This window comes from Nonomuraea composti, assembly GCF_012034275.1.
Classification (GTDB): domain Bacteria; phylum Actinomycetota; class Actinomycetes; order Streptosporangiales; family Streptosporangiaceae; genus Nonomuraea; species Nonomuraea composti.
The window spans coordinates 22,702-38,872 of record NZ_JAATEP010000067.1 but is presented as its reverse complement, the minus strand read 5'-3'; the positions used below and the strand labels follow the sequence as shown (position 1 = coordinate 38,872).

The 16,171-nt window shown below is 73.8% G+C and carries 12 protein-coding genes; 7 read left to right on the top strand and 5 right to left on the bottom strand.

Going from position 1 to position 16,171, the window contains the following annotated elements; all coding sequences use genetic code 11:
- Window positions 1-11: 11 nt before the first annotated feature.
- Genes HCN51_RS50235 through HCN51_RS50225 form a run of 3 tightly spaced genes read left to right on the top strand, consistent with a single transcriptional unit; the run spans window position 12 to window position 3,329 of the window.
- Entirely contained in the window at window positions 12-1,154 is a 1,143-nt protein-coding gene (locus HCN51_RS50235) for a toxic anion resistance protein (protein ID WP_346434094.1), read from the top strand.
- Window positions 1,151-2,722 carry a vWA domain-containing protein gene (locus tag HCN51_RS50230; protein WP_346434093.1) on the top strand — a complete coding sequence of 524 codons (1,572 nt, stop codon included), beginning with the start codon at window positions 1,151-1,153 and terminating at the stop codon, window positions 2,720-2,722. The genes HCN51_RS50235 and HCN51_RS50230 overlap by 4 nt, the downstream gene beginning before the upstream one ends.
- Complete coding sequence (locus HCN51_RS50225) at window positions 2,709-3,329, top strand: hypothetical protein (protein WP_168019749.1); 621 nt, start codon at window positions 2,709-2,711, stop codon at window positions 3,327-3,329. Before HCN51_RS50230 ends, HCN51_RS50225 begins: the two co-directional genes overlap by 14 nt.
- A 63-nt stretch (window positions 3,330-3,392) precedes the next feature.
- On the opposite strand, the gene HCN51_RS50220 is transcribed toward HCN51_RS50225, so the two are convergent.
- Window positions 3,393-5,447 carry an alpha-galactosidase gene (locus tag HCN51_RS50220; protein WP_428981581.1) on the bottom strand — a complete coding sequence of 685 codons (2,055 nt, stop codon included), beginning with the start codon at window positions 5,445-5,447 and terminating at the stop codon, window positions 3,393-3,395.
- Between the two features lie 217 nt (window positions 5,448-5,664).
- On the opposite strand from HCN51_RS50220, the gene HCN51_RS50215 reads away from it, so the two are divergent.
- Together HCN51_RS50215 and HCN51_RS50210 are read left to right on the top strand one after the other, a co-directional pair.
- Window positions 5,665-6,132 (top strand): hypothetical protein, encoded by a 468-nt coding sequence (locus HCN51_RS50215; protein ID WP_168019745.1) that lies wholly within the window; start codon window positions 5,665-5,667, stop codon window positions 6,130-6,132.
- 226 nt (window positions 6,133-6,358) lie between these two features.
- Window positions 6,359-7,267: a siderophore-interacting protein gene (locus HCN51_RS50210; RefSeq protein WP_168019743.1), complete on the top strand. Its 909-nt coding sequence runs from the start codon at window positions 6,359-6,361 to the stop codon at window positions 7,265-7,267.
- Window positions 7,268-7,277: 10 nt separating this feature from the next.
- On the opposite strand, the gene HCN51_RS50205 is transcribed toward HCN51_RS50210, so the two are convergent.
- Together HCN51_RS50205 and HCN51_RS50200 are read right to left on the bottom strand one after the other, a co-directional pair.
- Window positions 7,278-10,178 carry a hypothetical protein gene (locus HCN51_RS50205; protein WP_168019741.1) on the bottom strand — a complete coding sequence of 967 codons (2,901 nt, stop codon included), beginning with the start codon at window positions 10,176-10,178 and terminating at the stop codon, window positions 7,278-7,280.
- A 74-nt stretch (window positions 10,179-10,252) separates the two neighbouring features.
- A complete protein-coding gene (locus tag HCN51_RS50200) occupies window positions 10,253-11,131 on the bottom strand; it encodes a hypothetical protein (protein WP_168019739.1) in 879 nt (292 codons plus the stop codon).
- A 353-nt stretch (window positions 11,132-11,484) separates the two neighbouring features.
- Between HCN51_RS50200 and HCN51_RS50195 the strand changes: the two genes are divergently transcribed.
- On the top strand, window positions 11,485-11,808 hold the full coding sequence (locus HCN51_RS50195) for an STAS domain-containing protein (protein WP_168019737.1): 324 nt from the start codon (window positions 11,485-11,487) through the stop codon (window positions 11,806-11,808).
- 44 nt (window positions 11,809-11,852) lie between these two features.
- Complete coding sequence (locus tag HCN51_RS50190) at window positions 11,853-13,274, top strand: RNB domain-containing ribonuclease (RefSeq protein WP_168019735.1); 1,422 nt, start codon at window positions 11,853-11,855, stop codon at window positions 13,272-13,274.
- Between the two features lie 18 nt (window positions 13,275-13,292).
- Here the strand turns inward: HCN51_RS50190 and HCN51_RS50185 are convergent, their stop codons facing one another.
- Window positions 13,293-13,892: a TetR/AcrR family transcriptional regulator gene (locus tag HCN51_RS50185; protein WP_168019733.1), complete on the bottom strand. Its 600-nt coding sequence runs from the start codon at window positions 13,890-13,892 to the stop codon at window positions 13,293-13,295.
- Between the two features lie 151 nt (window positions 13,893-14,043).
- On the bottom strand, window positions 14,044-15,984 hold the full coding sequence (locus HCN51_RS50180) for an ABC transporter ATP-binding protein (RefSeq protein ID WP_240974077.1): 1,941 nt from the start codon (window positions 15,982-15,984) through the stop codon (window positions 14,044-14,046).
- Window positions 15,985-16,171 lie beyond the last annotated feature (187 nt).

Sequence of the window (16,171 nt, the reverse complement as noted above, 5' to 3'; positions counted from 1 at the left end):
AGATCCCGCACGTGTCCGATCTGGTGCTCACGCCGCCCGCGCCCGTCACGCCGGTGCCGGTCGAGACGGCGGCCACCATGCTGCCCATGACCGGCGAGCGCGCGGCGGAGCTGGCCGCCAAGGCGCGCGCCTTCGCCGGCGAGCTGGGCGGCATCGACCCGCGCTCGCCGGAGTTCGCCCGCAAGGTGCACGACATCTCCTCGATGGGCGACACCGAGATCCGCTCCGCCTCGCAAGTGGCCAACCGCATGCTGAAGCGGCCGGTCGCGGCCCTCCATTCCGCCAAGGGCGAGGGCGCCGACGCGCAGGCCAGGGTGGCCGGCGACCTGGTGGCGCTGCGCCGTACCGTCGTGGACCTCGATCCGAAGCAGGCCGCGAGCGGCCCCCGCAAGCTGCTCGGGCTCATCCCGTTCGGCGACCGGCTGCGCGACTACTTCGCCAAGTTCCACTCCGCCCAGAAGCACCTCGACGACATCATCCGCGCGCTGCGGTCCGGCCAGGACGAGCTGCTGCGCGACAACGCCGCCATCGAGGGCGAGAAGGCGAGCCTGTGGGAGACGATGACGCGGCTGCAGGAGTACGCCGTCATGGCCAAGGAGATGGACGCGGCCCTGGAGGAGCGCATCGCCGTGGCCGACGAGCAGCAGGCGACGGCGCTGCGGTCGGACGCGTTGTTCGCCGTCCGGCAGAAGCACCAGGACCTGCTCACCCAGCTCGCCGTCTCCGCGCAGGGCTACCTGGCCCTCGACCTGGTCCGCAAGAACAACCTTGAGCTCAGCAAGGGCGTGGACCGCGCCACCACGACCACGGTCGCCGCGCTGCGCACGGCGGTGACGGTCGCGCAGGCGCTGGCCAACCAGAAGCTCGTCCTCGACCAGATCACCGCGCTCAACGCGACGACCGGTGACCTGATCCTGGCCACCAGCGAGATGCTGCGCACGCAGGCCGGCGCCGTCCAGAACCAGGCGGCCTCGACCACGGTCGACCTGGACACGCTGCGCCAGGCGTTCGACAACGTCTACGCCACGATGGACCTGATCGACTCCTTCCGCGCCAAGGCGGTGGACAGCATGGCGGCCACGGTGGACAGCCTGTCGTCGGAGCTGGAGCACGCCAGGACGTACCTGGACCGCGCCAAGGAGGCGTCCGCGTGAGAATCCTCCTGTGCGCCGCGGCCCTGCTGCTGGCGGCGGCCTGCGCGAGCGGGCCCGCCCAGCCCACCGACGAGCCCACCGACGGGCCCACCGACGGGCCCGACGTGCTGCGCGTCCTGGCCGGCAGCGAGATCAAGGACCTGGAGCCGCTGCTGCGGCGGGCCGAGAGCGAGGCCGGGGTCAAGGTGGCGCTCACCTACACCGGCACGCTCGACGGCGCCGACCAGGTCGCGAGCGGCCGCGCCGACGGCAAGGCGGACGCCACCTGGTTCTCCTCCAACCGCTACCTGTCGCTGCTCGACGGCGCCCAGGCCAAGCTGTCCACCCAGACGAAGATCATGGTCTCGCCGGTGGTGCTCGGGCTGAAGCCGGCCAAGGCCGCCGAGCTCGGCTGGAACGGCAAGCCGGTCACCTGGGCCGACATCGCGAAGGCGGCCGGGGACGGCCGGTTCAGCTTCGGCATGACCAACCCCGCCTCCTCCAACTCCGGCTTCTCCGCCCTGGTCGGCGTGGCCGCCGCGCTGTCGGACGCCGACGGCGCGCTCGGCGCCGAGCAGGTCGCTTCGGTGACGCCGCGCCTGAAGGAGTTCTTCTCCGCGCAGCGGCTGACGGCCGGCTCGTCGGGCTGGCTGGCCGACGCCTACGCCCGCGACCCGAGCGTGGACGGCATGGTCAACTACGAGTCGGTGCTGCTCGGCGCCCGCGAGCCGCTCACGCTCGTCTACCCGGGCGACGGCGTGGTCAGCGCCGACTACCCGCTCACGCTGCTGGCCTCCGCGCCGGAGGAGAAGAAGGTCCTGTACGGCAAGCTCGCCGCCTGGCTGCGCACCCCGGCCGTGCAGAAGGAGATCATGACCGGCACCCACCGCCGGCCGATCACCGGCGGCGTCCCGCTGGACGCCCGGTTCGGCGCCGCGCAGCTCATCGAGCTGCCCTTCCCCAACCGGCGCAGCACCGCCGACGAGCTGATCGCCACCTACCTCAACCAGGTGCGCGTCCCGGCGCAGGCCACGTTCGTGCTGGACACGTCCGGCTCGATGAAGGGCGGCAGGATCGACGCGCTGCGGCAGGCGCTGGTGGCGCTCACCGGCGCGGACACCTCCGCCTCCGGCGCCTTCACCCGCTTCAGCGAGCGCGAGACCGTGACGATGATCCCCTTCAGCGGCGCGCCGCGCGAGCCGGTGCCGTTCACCGTGCCCGAGCGGAACCCGGAGACGGTGCTCGCCGCGATCAGGAGCTTCGCCGAGGGCCTGTCCGCCAACGGCGGCACCGCGATCTACGACAGCCTCCGCACCGCCTACGACCGGCCCGTCGAGGCCGGACACTACGGGTCGATCGTGCTCATGACGGACGGCGAGAACACCGACGGCTCCGGCTACGCCGACTTCGAGAGCCACTACCGGTCGCTGCCGGAGGAGCGGCGGCGGGTGCCGACGTTCGTGGTGCTGTTCGGCGACAGCGACGTGGAGGAGATGCGGCAGGTGGCCGAGCTGACCGGCGGCGCCGTGTTCGACGCCCGCGAGACGTCGCTGACCAGCGCGTTCAAGGAGATCCGTGGCTATCAGTGAGCGGGCCCTGCGCTACCTGGGCTCGACCAGGAACATCGCCGGCTCCTGCCTGGCGCTGCTCGGCCTGGTCGCCCACTTCCTGGGGGTGGCGGGCGCGTACTGGCCGGTCGTGGTGATCGCGCTGTACGGGGCGGGCGCGCTGCTCGCCCCGCCCGACCGGGTCCGGCTGACCATCTCGCACGCCGAGGTCGAGACGCGGGCGCTGCGCGCGGACCTCGACGGGCTGGTGCGGCGCGTGGACCACCGCTTCCCCGAGGACGTGCGCGCCGCCGTGCACGCGCTGGCCGAGGTCATCGGCGGCGTGCTGGCCAGGGCCGAACAGCTCACCGCCGCCCCCGACCAGCTCCACGTGGTCGCGCAGACCATCCGCCGCTACCTGCCCGCCAGCCTGGAGGCGTACGCGAACCTGCCCCGCCGCTACGCCCTGACCCGGCGGGCCGGGCGGGAGCGCAGCGCGCACGAGGAGCTGCTGGAGCAGCTCGCCCTGCTCGACGCCCAGATGGGCAAGGTCGCCGAGGCGATCCATCGGGGCGACGAGCAGGCGCTGCGCGACCAGGGCCGGTTCCTGCGCGACCGGTTCGGCGGCTCGGAGCTCGACCTCGGCTAGCCTCGTCCGGGCTTCGGGCCTCGACCCCGGCCAGCCTCGTCCAGGCTTCGGGTCTCGTCCCGGCTAGACCCGCACCAGCTCCAGCACCAGCGCGGACGCGGGCCGCAGCGCCGGGGCGGGCAGCCCCATCTCGCCCAGCACGGCGCCGGTGAGCCGCACCGGGGCGGCGGCCCACGCGGGCATCGCGATGCCCTCGGCGGCGGGCCCGGCGACGCGCACCTCGTACACGGCCTCGGGGTCGAGCCCCGGCAGCCGCAGCGGGCCCGGCTCGATCACGGGCCTGGAGCTGATCTGCACGTACGCGTACACGGCCCGCTCCGGCGTCACCACCCCGTGCAGCAGCGCCGACGGGTCCGGATGGTCGGCGCGCACCACCCGCCCGGCGTGCAGCACCGGCCGCAGCCGCTTGTGCAGCGCGATCCAGCCGGCCAGCTCCGCCAGCTCCTCCTGGCTCGCCGCCGTCAGGTCCCACTCCACGCCCATGTGCCCGAACAGGGCGGTCGCGGCGCGGAAGGCCAGCGGCAACATCCGGCCGGTGACATGGTCGCGCGGCGCGCCGACGTGGCAGCCCATCCGCTCCGGCGGCACCAGCAGCGCCGTCCAGCGCTGGATGTGCTGCCGGTCGAGCGCGTCGTTGCTGTCGGAGGTCCACACCCGGTCGGTGCGGGCCAGGATGCCGAAGTCGACGCGGGCGCCGCCCGACGAGCACGACTCGATCTCCAGGCCGGGGTGGCGGGCGCGCAGCTCGTCCAGCAGCCGGTAGGTGGCCAGCGTCTGCGCGTGCACGCCGGGCACGCCGTCGTGCACCGGCTCGGCGATGTCGCGGTTGTGGTCCCACTTGATGTAGTCGAGCGCGTACTCGCCGACCAGCGCGTCCAGCCGCTCCAGCAGGTACGCGTACACCTCCGGCCGGGCCAGGTCGAGCACCTGCTGGTGGCGCTGCGGCGGCGGCATGCGCTCGGCGTGCCCGAGTATCCAGTCGGGGTGGGCGCGGGCCAGGTCGGAGTCGGGGTTGACCATCTCCGGCTCGAACCACAGGCCGAACTGCATGCCGAGCTTGCGGACCCGGTCGGCCAGCGGGTGCAGGCCGCCGGGCCAGACGCCCTCGTCGACGTACCAGTCGCCGAGGCCGGCCCGGTCGTCGCGGCGGTGGCGGAACCAGCCGTCGTCGAGCACGAACCGCTCGATCCCGGCGGCGGCGGCCTTGTCGGCCAGCTCCAGCAGCCGGTCGAGGCCGTGGTCGAAGTAGGTGGCCTCCCAGTTGTTCAGCGTGACGGGCCGCACCGGCAGCGGGCGTGCCCGCAGGTGGCCGTGCAGGCGCGCGCTGACGTCGTCAAGCCCGGCCCCGGACCAGGCGAAGTACACCCACGGCGTGCTGTAGCACTCGCCTTCTGCGAGCACGACCTCGCCGGGTTCGAGCAGTTCGCCGGCGCCCAGCAGCGCCACGCCCTCGGCCAGCCTCTCGGCGTAGTGCACGTGGTCGCCGCTCCAGCCCGCGTGCACCGCCCACACCTCGCCGGCGCGGAACCCGAACCCGCCGGTGCCCGCCACCAGCAGCCCCGTCGCGTCGTGCCCGGTGCGGCCGCGCCGGTTCTCCCTCGACCACACTCCCTGCCCGAACGTCCTGCGCTGCGGCACCTTCTCCAGCGCCCACCGGCCGGTGAAGTCGAGCAGCTCACCGGCCCGCGCCGGCACCGGCAGCGCGCACACGAGCCCCGCCACCCGGTACGCGGACGCGGCGGTATTCGTCAGGGTGTGCCGCATCCGCACCAGGCCGCCGCCGTCCATGACCAGCTCGCTCGCCAGCCGCAACCCGGCCCTGGCGTCGGAGGCGGTGACGGTCACCGACCCGCCGGAGCCCGGCTCGGCCGTCACGTCGATCCCGTCCACCGTCCACCGCACCGGCCAGTGCTCGCCGTCCCTGCCGCCGGACAGGCCGGGGCGCCCGTACCAGCCGTCGCCCTGGGCGGGCAGCAGCGGCGGGGCCGGGGAGGTCAGCGCGGGCAGCAGGTCGGCCCCGGCGACGGGCCCGAGCCCGGCGCCGAAGTGCCGCACCCGCGGCAGGCCAGGAGCTGCGTCGTCGAGCACCAGCGCGACGCCCGCCGCGGAGAGGATCACAGGAGACAAGTCGGGCTCCTTACCCAGGGAGGGGGACACCTGTTTCAGCGCTACGACGCTACCTCTCCCGGCCCCGCCGCCCCGCCGCGCCCCCGGACGGGTGTGATTCAGCTCATGCGCCTTGTGCGTAATTAGGCCCAGAGTGGTCCTGTTGAAAGTTTTAACGTTTCCTTCGTCAATTCGTCATGCCCATCCACAAGAGAAAAGGCAGACCGTCATGTCGATCAAGCGCAGAATCTTGTCCCTGGCGGGCACCGCCGCCACCGCGAGCGCCATTCTCACCGGGGCGGGGAGCGCCGCGAACGCCGCGCCCACCCACACCCTGGACGCGCGGATCAACGTCTGCGTCGAGGCGTCCACCCTCGGCGTGAAGTGCGCCGCCCTCAGCCCGACGACCATCACGCTGAGCGACACCAACCCCGTCCTGAAGACCGTGACCACGACCCTCGGCCCGTTCACCGGCACCGTGCAGGTCAAGTACCAGATGGACGCGGCGGGCACGGTGCGTCACCAGCTCGTCTTCTGGAAGCTGCTCAAGAACGGCAGCCTCGCGGTCGGGACGAGCAACGCCCAGGCGACGATCGTCAAGCCCGGCGCCACTCCCTCCCCGGTGAGCGGCATGGGCTCGGGCAGCGGCGGCGGGGGCAGCATCTCGAATTCGGCGACCACCCGGATTCTCAGCTGAATTCCCGCCCCAGCAGCGAATGATGGGAAATACCTTCATGGTGGCGACGCGTAGCCACCCGCGAATTCCTGCCATTCATACCCGCCATCCATCCGGGATGGCGGGTCTTTTTTGCGAAAACACATTGCGACCGTCTCATCACTCTGCGTGACACTGGCCCCGGCTGGCCTAAACCGCCGCGATCGTTTAGGTTAGCCTCACCTAATCTAGATCGGAGATTTCGGGGATGACCGAGCCCTTTCACATGTTCCACGTACGGGTGGACCGGCTCGAACGGCTGAGCCCGTCGTTCCTGCGGGTCACCTTCACCGGGGACGACCTGCGGCACTTCGCCGACAACGGCTTCGACCAGCGGGTCAAGCTCTTCCTCCCCGTCCCCGAGCACGGCTTCGCCCACCTGCCCAGCGGCAGCGACTGGTACCCGCGCTGGCGCGAGCTGGACGAGACCCGGCGCAACCCGATGCGCACCTACACCGCGCGGACCGTCCGGCCCGAGGCCGGCGAGGTGGACGTGGACATCGTCATGCACCCCGACGGCGGGCCCGCCGCCCGCTGGGCCGAAGCGGTCCAGGTCGGCGACGCCGCCGCGCTCTACGGCCCGCATGCCCGCTTCGCGGGCCGCCACGGCGGGCTGGAGTTCCACCCGCCCGCCGGCACCGGCTGCGTGCTCATCGCCGGGGACGAGACCGCCGTGCCCGCCATCTGCGCCATCCTGGAGCGCCTGCCCGCCCACCTGCACGGCGAGGTGTTCATGGAGGTGCCCTGCGCCGACGACGCCCTGCCCGTCGAGACGGCCGCCTCGGTCAAGGTCACCTGGCTGGCCAGGAACGGCGGCGAGCGCGGCGGCGAGCTCGTCCCCGCCGTCCAGGCCGCCGCCGGCCGCCTCCTGCCGTCCTCGCCCGCCCCCGCCTCCACCTCCGCCCCCGCCGACTTCGTGGACGTGGACGTGGACACCGAGGAGCTGTGGGAGGTGCCGCCGGAGGAGGAGGTCGACCACGGGCCGCTGTACGCGTGGCTGGCCGGGGAGGCGTCCGTCATCAAGACGCTGCGCCGGCACCTGGTGGGCGAGCGCGGCGTGGACCGGCGCTCGGTCGCGTTCATGGGTTACTGGCGGGACGGCCGCGCCGAGAACTGACGCGGCCCGCTCAAGGAGTCCGCGTCGGGGTGGAGGTGGCCTCCGCGGCAGGGGGGCCGCTGGGCAGCGGCGCGATCACGTTGTTGACCATCGCGGTGGCCGCCGTGGTCGCGGCCGCGATCGCCACCGCGGCCAGCGGCGCCGCCAGGGCGCGCAGCGTACGGACGTCCCTGATGCGCCCCCACGGCTCGCCCGCCAGCCACGTGAGCCGCCACTCCCACCACAGGCCCAGCCCGATGCTGACCACGGCGATGTTGCCGGCCGCGACGAGCACACCGACGAGCGCCCCGTCCGCCGTGGGCGGCACCACCCAGCCGTCCTGCGCAATGGAGGTCCGCACGAGCGTGTACACGTACGTGGGCAGCTCGACCAGCAGCGCCGCCAGGAAGAACGCCAGGCACTTGGCGACCGGGGTGGTGCCGCGCACGCGCGGATAGAAGTACCCGGACACCATGCTGAGCGCGGGCAGCGACAGCAGCGCCAGCGCGGCGGCGGCCACCTCCTGCGGTCCTGCCTGCAACCCCTGCAAGGACTCCGAGATCCGCACGACCGAGAACGGCAGCGACAGCGCCGCCCCCACTCCCAGCGAGGCGAGCGCGTTCTGCCAGGGGGTGCGCCCGGCCAGGGTGGTGAGCGCGAGATCGGAGTCGAGCGGCCCCTCGTGCTCGTCGCCCGCCCGCTCCAGCGCCTGCCGCCGCTGCTCGAAGTCGTCGCCCTCCCCCGGCTGCCGCAGCAGCGCCGTGAGCGCCGCCCGGGCCGAGCGGCGCCTGATCAGGTCCCGTACGAGCCGCCGGTGCTCCTCCGGTGGCACGGCGCGCAGCAGCTCGGCCCGCGGCGCCGGCAGCAGGACGACCACGCCGGCCCACACGAGCAGGATCATGATGCCCGCCACGGGATCGCTGGCCTGGGCGCGCGTGAGCAGCAGCAGGAGCACCGCCGTGTGGAAGGCGGCCGGCTCGGTAAGCCCGTCGGCGCTCCCGCCCAAGCGGCGCACGCGTACGACGAGCATCGCCAGCGCCAGCAGCGGCATGCTCATGAACGCCACCGTCTCCGCCACCACGAACAGGTCCTCCGGGGTCGGGGACGTCCACGTGCTGCGCGCGTCCGGCTCCATGACCACGTAGACCTGCGCGCCGCACACGACCGTCGCCGCCGCCACCCACCGCGCCGCGCTCCCCGCCGACCACCGGTGACTCGCCTCGGTCGCCCAGCCGAACACCAGGGCGTCCCAGCCGACCACCATCAGCGCCAGCCACATGAGGGACGGCGGGGCGTGCCCGGCCACCGCCGCCATGCCCGCCAGCATCGCCCCGGCGCCCAGCAGCACCAGACCGGCCGGAGGGAACAGGCGGCGCAGCCGCGGCACGGCGGCCGTCACCCCCGCCGCTCCCGCCGCGACCGCCAGCACCCCGGCGGCGGGCCCGCCCCCGAACGAGGCCGCCAGCGGCCACGCCCCCAGGACGAGGCCCGCCAGCGCCGCCGCCACCGCCGCCCCCGCCCGGGGCAGGTCGCTGCGCCCGCCCGCGGCGCGCAACGCCGACAGCAGCGCCAGCGCGGGCAGCCCCGCCACGAGCAGGAACGCCGGGAGGTCGGCCCCTCCGGCGAGCAGGTACCAGCCGTATCCGCCCCCCGCCATGACCGCGAGCACCCAGTTGCGGCGGCGACGCCACCACGGGCGGCCGAGGGCGCGCGCCAGCGTGACGAGCAGGAGCAGTACGGCCGCGACCAGCCCCGCCACGAGCGCCGCCATCCAGGCCCGCTCCAGGAACGTGCCGGGCTCCATGCCGAGCAGGCCCGGCGTCCGCTCAACCTGCTCGATCCCCTGGTCCTCCGGGTCGGTGCCCTCCAGGTACGCCGCCATGTCCTGGTCCTCATTGAGGAAGTAGGCCATGGGTCCGGTCCTGCCGTCCCGGATGAAGGCGACCCGCGCCGGGCGGTCACCGCCGTCGAGGCGCAGGAGATGCGCCTCCTGCGCCAGCGGCGGCGGGCCGCTCACCCCCGCCACCGTCCAGCCGGTCGCGAGGACGACGATCTCGTGGGAGTCCAGCCGGGGAACGCCCTCGGCCCCGGGCGGGTCGTAGGCGACGCCCACGGAGGAGGACTCGCGCGGGTCCACGGCGCCGTAGTCGAGACCCGTGTAGGTGATGACGGCCTCGCGCGCGCCGCTGTCCGTCCTGACCACGGGCGCCGCGTAGCCCAGGCTGAGGATCGACCGGGGCGCGCGCACGGAGAAGGACCCCAGCCGGTCACTCACGAACGTGGACGGGTCGTATCCCGCGGCGCCCGCGCGCAGAGCCGCCACGTCAGGGTCGTCGGCGGGCACCCGCACCTCGTGCGTGACCTGCACCCTGAAGACGATCCAGCCCGGGCCGAACTCGGCGCCGAGGCGCTCCCCGTCCGGATGGTCGCGCCAGTCGCCCGGACGTGCCGGCGTGAGAGTGATCCTGGTCGTGGCCGTGCGCTTCGGCTCCGGGCCCTTCCGTCCCTCGATCTCCAGCTCGGCGCTGCCGAACCGGGTGCCGCACAGGGCGAAGACGTGGTACCTGCCGGGGGGCAGCTCCGGGTCCAGCTCCGCGTCGGCGTACATGGCCGTCCCGGACGGGGCGCGCGCGAACGCCACGCTGTCCATGAAGGCGGCGGACTGCGCGGTCGTCCTCTCCGGAGGCTCGGCGCAGGCCGCGGCCACCCGCACCGATTCGGTGCCGGGCGGCACGCGCGGCGGCACCACCGTCACGGCGAGCGGGTCCTCCTCGTCCACCACGCCGGCCTCGGGCCCGGGCTCCGTGCCCGGCCCCGCGGGGGCGGGCCCGATCCGCGAGACCGTCCACAGACCGGCGCCGAAGAGCAGCAGCACGGCCACCACGACCAGCGCGCCCCGCAACGCCCCCGCCCGTAACCCCTCACCCGCCATCAGCCCAGCGCCCCGCCCTTGATCCTGCTCTCCGCCATCAGCCCGGCGACCCGCTCGTGACTTCCGGCCCGTCCTCAGTGCAACTCCGGTTCGCTTCCCAGCACCGTCCGCAGCTCTGCCCGCCGCGGCGGCCTCGCCCACGTCACGCCGGGGCCGCCCGCGGCGATCAGGCGGGGCACGATCTCGCCCAGCAGCGTCCGCGGCTCGGCCTCCGGGCGGTCGGCTCGCGCCTCCTGGTAGAGGTCGAGCACCCGGGCCAGGTCCAGCATCATCGTGTTCGCCGCACCGGCCCCGCTCTCCTCAGGAACGTCCCCGTCGTCGCCTTCCTTGGCGGCGAGCGACTTGATCGGCGTGCCGTTGACGTGCGTGAGCGGCCTGTCCCCGCTCCCCCGCGCACTTCCGACGGGCTCGTCGCCGCGCACCGTGACCTGCAACGCTCCAAGGCGCGCCTCGGCCGTCCAGCCGCCCGGCCGGACCGTCTCGCCCACGGCGGCGGCGAACCGGACGGCGTCCATGCCGTCCACCTCCCCGTCCAGCCCGCCGGGCCGCAGGTGCAGCACCCCGGGCCGCTCGGTGGCGGCCAGCCGTTCGAGGAGCCGCTCGACCGTCCCCTGCGGGTCGTGCAGCGCCGCGTCCCCCCGGGCGGCGAAGGCGTCGGCGAGCAGGTGCAGGGAGATGAGCCGCGGCGGCTCGTACGTGGTGAGCACGCCCTGCTCGGCGCCCACCCGCAACGCACCGCCCGCCTCGTGGTAGGCCCGCAGGCCCTCGGTGAACGCCGCTTCCGCCTCGGACGTCAGCAGCAGCTCCCACTCCCGCCTCCGCTCCGGCCCCGGCTCGAACCCGCCGGGCTCGTCACCGTTGATCCGGTCCCCACCGGAGGCGCCGTTCCGGCGGAGCCACCAGGCCACCGCGCCCACCACGGCGGCGGCCAGTACTGCGACTGCGATTAACACGATCTTGGTTCGCTTTCCCCTCGTATCCCCAGGGCTAGCAGCGTAGTGATCGCCCCCGACAAATGCCGAAATATCTCACAAATTAAGATCGGTCGAGCCGACCGGCGGTGCCACCCCCCACGAAGCCCGAAGGATGAGTTTTCTTCTATCTGGTAACCAGAATTGTTTTCCTGAGGAATTCTCCTGTCCACCCGAATCCCGGCCGCCCTGTCGAAGGGCACGTACAGGGATGTACACTCCACTTCGGAAGCACACAGTCGCTCTATGTGACGCATGCATGACATCTGGTGCCAAAGGGCGGGTCCGCGCTACCGACAGGATGATCCCGGCCCTGAGAGAGCGCGGAGCCGGACATGGATCCACTACACCTGACCACCAGCCGCCACGACGGCACGCTCATGGTGAGCGTGGCCGGCGAGCTCGACATCGCCACCACCGAGCAGCTGCGCGGCCACCTCCTCTCGCTGCTCCAGGAGGCCGGTCACACGCGCGGCACCGACGCCGAGCTCGTCATCGAGGTCAGCCGCCTGTCCTTCATCGACGCCGCCGGTCTCGGCATCCTCGTCTCCGTCCAGAACCAGGCCGCCGGCCGGCACACCCGCCTGCACATCGAAGGCGTGCCCCCGAACATGCGCCGCCTGCTCCGCATCACCGGCCTCGACCGGCACCTCACCTGACGGCGCCCCTCCTGGGCGATCGCGTGCGGGGTAGGTTGTCACGCGTGCCAACGATTCAGGTTCCCGATCAGATACCCCTCAAGCTGGAGGACGGGTTCGAGCGGATCACGCGGGAGCTGAAGCTGCCCGGCGGCTTCCCCCGCGCCGTGCTCGACGAGGCCGGATGGGTGGCCAAGGTGCCGCGGCTCGACGCCGACGACCTGACGGACGTCCCGTTCGTCACCATCGACCCGCCCGGCTCGATGGACCTCGACCAGGCCGTGCACCTCGAGCGGCTGCGTGCCGGCTACCGCGTCTGGTACGCCATCGCCGACGTCGGCGCGTTCGTCCGCACGGGCGGCCCCATCGACGCCGAGGCCCGCGCGCGGGGCGAGACCGTCTACCTGCCGGCGGGCAAGGTGCCGCTGCACCCGCCGGTGCTGTCGGAGGACGCCGCCAGCCTGCTGCCCGGCGCGCTGCGACCCGCCGTGGTCTGGCGCGTCGACCTCGACTCCGACGGCCGCACCCTCGGCGCCGACGTCCGGCGCGCCCTCGTCCGCAGCCGCGAGCGCTACGACTACGACTACGTGCAGGCCGTCCACGACACCGGCACCGCCGACGGCGTGCTGGAGCTGCTGGCCGAGATCGGCGAGCTGCGGCTGGCGCTGGAACGCGAGCGCGGCGGCGTCACCCTGCCCACCCCCGAGCAGGAGGTGGTGCGCGACGACGGCGGCTACCGCCTGGAGTTCCGGCTGCCGCTGCCCGCCGAGGCGTGGAACGCGCAGATCTCGCTGCTCACCGGCATGGCCGCGGCCACGATGATGCTCGACGCCGAGATCGGCGTCCTGCGCGTGCTGCCCCGCCCGCAGCCCGACGACCTGGCCAAGGTACGCCGGGTCGCGCAGGCCCTCGGCGTGCCCTGGCCGGAGGGCGCCGGCTACGGCGACGTCGTGCACGGCCTCGACCCGAAGGAGGGGCGGCACGCGGCGTTCCTGCACGAGTCGAAGGTGCTGCTGCGCGGCGCCGGCTACGTGGCCTTCGACGGCGCCCCGCCCCGGCTGGCCGAGCACGCCGCCGTCGCCGCGCCGTACACGCATGTCACGGCCCCGCTGCGGCGCCTGGTCGACCGCTACGCGACCGAGGTGTGCCTGGCGGTCGCGGCCGGCGAGCCGGTCCCCGCCTCCGTACGGGCCGCGCTCCCCCTCCTGCCGGACCTCATGGCGGCCTCCGGCCGGCGCGCGGGGGCCGTGGAGCGGGCGTGCGTGGACCTGGTGGAGGCGTTCCTGCTGCGCGAGCGGATCGGGCAGGCGTTCGAGGCGGTCGTGATCGACGTGGACGAGCGGCGCGGGGGCGGGCAGGTGCAGCTCATGGACCCGGCGGTGATCGCCCGCTGCGACGGGACGCTGCCGCTGGGCGAGCAGGTCACGGTCCGCCTCACCCAGGCCGACCCGTCCACCCGAGAGGTCCGCTTCACCCTCGCCCCCTGACCGGCCCCACTCCCCTGGTCAGAACGTCGGCGGGGGCGAGGCGGGCTTGGCGCGCATGCCCTCGCAGATGACCTCCGCCATCCGCACCGCCCCGCCCCTGGCGCGGGCGCGGCGCTCGGCGGCCAGGCAGCCGCGCAGCAGGTCGTGCACGTCCTGCGGCTGGAGGTCGGGCCGCACCGCGCCGACCCGCTGCGCCCGCGCCAGCAGCCGGGCCAGCGCGGCGGCGAAGTCGTCGGCCAGCGTGGAGCCGGGCCGCAGCGCCATCCCCGAGCCGCTGTCCAGCATGTCGCACAGCGCCTGGTTCGCCGCCGCCTGCTCCACCACCGTCGTGAACCAGCCGAAGAACGCCCGCCCCGCGTCCTCGGCGGTGGCCAGCGCCCTGGCGTCGGCCACGAACCGCTCGATGCGCCCCAGCAGCACCGCCTCGACCAGCGCCTCCTTGGTCGGGAAGTGCCGGTAGACGGTGCCGACCCCGAACCCGGCCCGCCGGGCGATCTCGTCGAAGGAGATGGTCAGGCCGTCGCTGGCCAGGGCCTCCTGCGCGATCTGCAGGACCCGGTCGCGGTTGCGGCGGGCGTCGGCGCGCAGCGGCCTGGCGGCGCTGTGATCGTCGCCCATGACCTCGACCTGCCTTCAGGACAAACGGAGAGAGCTCTCCGATTCTATCGAGCGCGTCCCCGGACATACCAGCCCACACGCCCCAGCCGGGCACGACGGCGCCCGCCCCACCGCAGGGGAACGGGCGCCGCCGCGTACGGACCCAAGGCGGTCACGAGGACCCGGGCGAGGCCGACGCCCCCTCACGCCCGGCCACCCCCTCACTCTCGGCCACCCCCTCCGCGCGCGAGCTCTCCGAGGCGGCCGGCACCGCGGAGCTTTCCGGCGCGGCGCGGGGTGCGGGCGCCCGCGGCGCGCGCCGTCCCATACCGGCTCCGGACGCCGCTCCGCGCGTCGTTCCGGACACCGTTCCGCACGCCGTTCCGGACGCCGTTCCGCGCGTCATTCCGGACGCCGCCGTGGACGGCGTTCCGGACGCCGCCGTGGACGGCGGGGCGTGGGTGCCGCGGGACGGCATGCCGACGCGCTTGAGCCGGATGCGTTCCTCGCGGGGCACCGGCTCCAGCGCCACCACGCGCGCCCGCTCCGGCAGGTGCCGCAGGTCGTGCGTGATGAGCAGCGTCGTCCGCCCGGCCATGAGCCGCCGCAGCGGCCGCATCACCTGGGCGGCGGTGGCGTCGTCGAGCCCGCTGGTGGGCTCGTCGAGCACGAGCACCGGCGTGTCGCGCAGGATGGCCCGGGCGATCGCGATCCGCTGCCGCTGCCCCCCGGACAGCAGCCGGCCGCGCTGCCCGACGGGCGTGTCGTACCCCTGGGGCAGCAGCTTGACGAAGTCGTGCACCCCGGCCGCCTCCGCCGCCCTGATCACCTCGTCGAGCGAGGCGCCGGGCCGTCCGTAGGCGATGTTGTCGCGGACGGAGCCGGAGAACAGCAGCGTCTCCTGGTGCAGGATCGTCACATTGTCGCGCAGCGACTCCCGCGTCAGGCGGCGCACGTCCACGCCGTCGAGCAGGACGCGCCCCTGGTCCGGGTCGTAGAAGCGCAGCAGCAGCTTGGCCACGGTGGACTTGCCCGCCCCGCTGGGCCCGGCCAGGACGACGACGTCGCCGGGCTCGGCGGTGAAGGACAGGTCGCGCAGCACCGGCCGCCCCCGTCCGGGGTAGGCGAAGCCGACCCGTTCGAAGGTGACGCGGCCGTGGCCGCGGCCGGCCGGCACGGCGTCGGGAGCGTCGGTCACGGCGGGCCCGGTCCGCAGGATCTCGATGACCCGGTCGGAGCCGGCCGCCGCTTCGGAGACCGTCATGGCCAGCTCGCCCAGCGACTGCACGGCCGGGTAGAGCAGGGCCAGGTAGGCGGCGAAGGCGAGCAGCCCGCCGAGCGTCAGCCGCCCGGCCGCGATCTCCCACGCGCCGAACCCGAGGATGACGATCAGGCAGACGGTCTCGATGACCTGGACGACGGGGCTGTAGAGGCCGGCCAGCCAGGCTTGCGCCATGTTGGCGCGCAGCCAGCCGCGCCCCTCCCGGTGCAGGCGCCGGGACTCGTCGTGCTGCCGGTTGTACGCCTGGACGAGCGGCTGGTTGGCCAGCCCTTCCTCCAGGACGCTGTTCATGGCCCCGTTGCTGGCGCGTTCGAGTGCCGCGGCGGAGCGGAACCGGTCCGCGAACACCTTGGAGACCACCAGGAAGAGCGGGACCAGCGCCATCGTCAGCAGGGCGAGGTCCCAGCGGATGACGAAGGCCGCCCCGGCGAAGAAGACGACGCTCGCGACCGTGGTGATGATCTTGACGAGCCCGGATCCGACGAGTTCCTCGATGGCTTCGATGTCGTCGGTGAGCCGGGCCATCAGGTCGCCGAGCCGCCGCTTCTCGGAGAAGTCCGGCGCGAGCGTCTGCACGTGCGCGTACACGCGGTCGCGCAGGGCCAGCAGGAACCGTTCGGCGCCGAGCGCGGTGGCGTAGGCCCCCGCGAAGGCGGTCACCCCGGCGAGTGCGGCGAGCCCGAGCCACCAGATCGCGGGCGCCCAGAAGGCCCCCAGGTTGCGGGTCGTCAGCACTTCGTCGGTGATGTGCCCGAACAGGCGGATCGCGGCCACTTCGCAGAGCGCGGCCAGAATGGCGAACACCACCCCGGCCGCGAACAGCTTCCGCAATCCGCGGGTGTCCGGCCAGAATTCGCGAAAGGTGTGGCGAAGGGAAATCGCCGGTGCGAGTTCACGGCCGGAGGCGCTCAGAGAGAGCCGGCGGCTGAGCCGCCGGCTCTCGACGGGGCGCTCTAGCACCCCCACCACCTGCGGCGGTGGCAGCAGTTCCACCTGCGATAGCAGCGGCGCCTGCGTC

What these genes read in the sequence shown, in the direction of transcription:
- HCN51_RS50215 (WP_168019745.1), top strand. Translation starts at nt 5,665, where the DNA reads ATGTCGATCAAGCGCAGAATCTTGTCCCTGGCGGGCACCGCCGCCACC.
- HCN51_RS50210 (WP_168019743.1), top strand. Translation starts at nt 6,359, where the DNA reads ATGACCGAGCCCTTTCACATGTTCCACGTACGGGTGGACCGGCTCGAA.
- HCN51_RS50205 (WP_168019741.1), bottom strand. Translation starts at nt 10,178, where the DNA reads ATGGCGGGTGAGGGGTTACGGGCGGGGGCGTTGCGGGGCGCGCTGGTC.
- HCN51_RS50195 (WP_168019737.1), top strand. Translation starts at nt 11,485, where the DNA reads ATGGATCCACTACACCTGACCACCAGCCGCCACGACGGCACGCTCATG.
- HCN51_RS50185 (WP_168019733.1), bottom strand. Translation starts at nt 13,892, where the DNA reads ATGGGCGACGATCACAGCGCCGCCAGGCCGCTGCGCGCCGACGCCCGC.